Source organism: Bradyrhizobium sp. CSA207 (assembly GCF_029051685.1).
In the GTDB taxonomy this organism is placed as follows: Bacteria; Pseudomonadota; Alphaproteobacteria; order Rhizobiales; family Xanthobacteraceae; genus Bradyrhizobium.
Genome location: NZ_JAACFT010000090.1, coordinates 1 through 2,831, shown reverse-complemented (window position 1 = coordinate 2,831; position 2,831 = coordinate 1). Strand labels below are relative to the sequence as shown.

At 67.6% G+C, this 2,831-nt stretch carries 3 protein-coding genes; all 3 read right to left on the bottom strand.

The genetic code is table 11. From position 1 onward, the window contains the following. Window positions 1–243, bottom strand: a 243-nt coding sequence (locus GWG65_RS40000) for a hypothetical protein (protein WP_275200887.1), incomplete at its 3' end; no start/stop codon positions are given. A gap of 288 nt (window positions 244–531) precedes the next feature. Next, a complete protein-coding gene (locus tag GWG65_RS39995; protein ID WP_275200886.1) occupies window positions 532–1,170 on the bottom strand; it encodes a class I SAM-dependent methyltransferase in 639 nt (212 codons plus the stop codon). Window positions 1,171–1,416: 246 nt separating this feature from the next. Further along, on the bottom strand, window positions 1,417–2,598 hold the full coding sequence (gene mnmA, locus GWG65_RS39990) for a tRNA 2-thiouridine(34) synthase MnmA (RefSeq protein ID WP_275200885.1): 1,182 nt from the start codon (window positions 2,596–2,598) through the stop codon (window positions 1,417–1,419). Window positions 2,599–2,831: the final 233 nt, after the last annotated feature.

The following is a 2,831-nucleotide window of genomic DNA, read 5'->3' as shown; positions in this document are numbered from 1 at the left end:
GCACAGCACGCCCTCGGATCTTGCCAGCTTTTCGCCGAGCGGTTCCCGGGACTGGCCGGTGGTGGTGCCGTCGGGGACGCTGCCGCGCAGCCGATCGGACGGCGTGCAGTCGGTGGCGTGTTGCGGGGACGGCGGCGCGGTCTGTTGCGGCGGCGTCGCAGGGGCGGGCGGAGCCTGCGCGATCGCTCCGCCAGAGGCGGCGATCAGGAGGCTCGCCAGGATGATGTTTGATGTCGTGCGCATGGAGGGGAAACGCGCGGGGCGTCCGGCCTGTTCCCTGCCAAAGCGCGAAGTGATCGGGCTTTGGATCATTACGAATTTGGATTCGATGACCGCCGCGAACTCCGCTTACCTCTCCCGCTTGCGGGAGAGGTCGACACACTCGCAAGAGCGTGGCGGTGAGGGCTTTATCCGCTCGCGAGATATCGCTGGTGGAGAAAGCCCTCTCCCCTACCCTCTCCCGCACGCGGGAGAGGGCGCGCACCGCCGGCTTGGCCGCCAGCAAATCTCATGAACGCCAAGCGCGTCCCGTCACGATTTGCGGTAGCGGATCAGCGAGAAGTGGCCCATCGGCGGCATCGGGCGGCGCTCGGCCAAGGTGATGCCGCCGTGCCTTTCGGCCCAGTCGACCAGGCGCTGCCACGGGAATTCCGGGCGCCAGCCGAGGCGGCGGGCTACGGGGGCGAATGCCAGCTCGAACAGCTTTCGCGCACCCGCCTCAGCGCCGATGTGATTGACCAGGATCAACTCGCCGCCGTGCTTGAGCACGCGCACGAACTCGTCGAGCGTGCCTTCGGGATCGGGCACGGCGGTGATGACGTATTGCGCGACCACCGCGTCGAAGAAGTTTTCGGGGAACGCGAGATTCTTCGCGTCCATCACCGAGAGGACCTCGACATTGGACAGCCGCAGCGCCCGCACCCGCGCCTGCGCCTTGCGCAGCATCGGCTCGGAGATGTCGACGCCGCAGATTTTTGTGGTGCGCGCATAGTCGGAGAGCGACAGCCCGGTGCCGACGCCGACGTCGAGGATGCGGCCGCCAATGCGGTCGGCCTCGGCGATGGTCGACTGCCGTCCGGCGTCGAACACCTTGCCGAACACGAGATCATAGACCGGCGCCCAGCGGCCATAGGCCTTCTCGACCCCGGCCCGCGAGATGTCTGCTGCCATGCCCCCCTGCCCCGGAAATCTTTTAGAGTGTGATGACGATTGGTGGAATCAAATGTCGCTGCGCACTCGCTGCACCTCTCCCGCTTGCGGGAGAGGTCGACGCGCTCGCAAGAGCGCGGCGGGTGAGGGCTTTATCCTCTCGCGAGATGTCGCGCGTGGAGAGAGCCCTCTCCCCAACCCTCTCCCGCAGGCGGGAGAGGGGGCGCACCGTCGTTGCGGTGGCAGTCGGGCCTGATCTCATCGGAATTAGCCGCGCACGGCTTCTGCGAGCGGCCGCGTCGCGTTGCTCGCGACCTTGGCTGCGGCGCTCTGGATGAAGCCGCCGCCGAGCACGCGGGCCTGGCCGGAGGGCGCGTCGTAGAACACGCAGGCTTGTCCGGGCGAGACGCCCTCTTCGCCGGCGACGAGCTCGACCTCGTAGTGACCGTTGCCGCCGCGCAGCCACGCCGGCTGGGGGCTGCGGGTCGAGCGCACGCGGACGAACATCTCGAGGCCTGACCCGACGGCGCGGTCGATATCGCCATCGCCGATCCAGTTGACGTCGCGCAGCACGATGCGGTGCATCTTCAACGCATCGCGCGGGCCGACGACGACGCGGCGGCTCGCAGCATCCAGCCGCACCACGAACAGCGGCGCGCTGGAGGCGATGCCGAGGCCGCGGCGCTGGCCGACGGTGAAATTGGCGATGCCGCTGTGGCGGCCGAGCACGCGGCCGTCGAGATCGACGATGTCGCCGGGATCCATCGCGTTCGGCCGCAGACGGGTGATGATGTCGGTGTAGCGGCCCGTGGGCACGAAGCAGATGTCCTGGCTGTCGTGCTTGTCGGCGACGGAAAGGCCGAAGCGGCGGGCGAGCTCGCGGGTCTCCGGCTTGGTCATGTCGCCGAGCGGAAAGCGCAGATAGTCGAGCTGGTCGCGCGTGGTGGCGAACAGGAAATAGCTCTGGTCGCGATCAGCGTCGGCCGCGCAGACCAGCGCGCGCGAGCCATCGGCGAGGCGGCGCGAGGCAACATAATGACCGGTGGCGAGCGCGGTGGCCCCAAGCTCGCGCGCGGTCTTCAGGAGGTCGCGAAACTTGACCGAGCGGTTGCACTCGATGCACGGCACCGGCGTCTCGCCGAGCGCGTAACTATCGGCGAAATTGTCGATGACGGACTCGCGGAAGCGGTCCTCGTAGTCGAGCACGTAATGGGGAATGCCGAGCTTGGCGGCAACATCGCGGGCGTCGTGGATGTCCTGGCCGGCGCAGCAGGCGCCCTTGCGATGGGTCGCCGCGCCGTGGTCGTAGAGCTGCAGCGTGATGCCGACGACGTCATAGCCCTCCGCCTTGAGCAGCGCAGCCGTCGTCGAGGAATCGACGCCGCCCGACATGGCGACGACGACCCTGGTGTCCTGCGGACGGCCTTCGAGATCGAGACTGTTGAGCATGGGCTTAAAGTGTTGACGGAGGCGTTGGGCGATCCGCGATTTCGGTGCCTTTGACCGGGGCATCATTGGCCCTGCGGAACTTTGGTTCCCGCAGGGCTGGCTGGCCCGGTCGAAAGCGGCTGAGAGCACTCCTTTAATATAGGCCGCATCCCGGTGAAGCAATCGCAGGGGTCGTCAGCTTAGGGCAATTCTTGCCGGGGAGGCAGAAATGGCGGGGTCGCGGGGGCATTGGG

Coding starts and splice junctions, on each gene's coding strand:
- GWG65_RS39995 (WP_275200886.1), bottom strand. CDS start 1,170: ATGGCAGCAGACATCTCGCGGGCCGGGGTCGAGAAGGCCTATGGCCGC.
- mnmA (WP_275200885.1), bottom strand. CDS start 2,598: ATGCTCAACAGTCTCGATCTCGAAGGCCGTCCGCAGGACACCAGGGTC.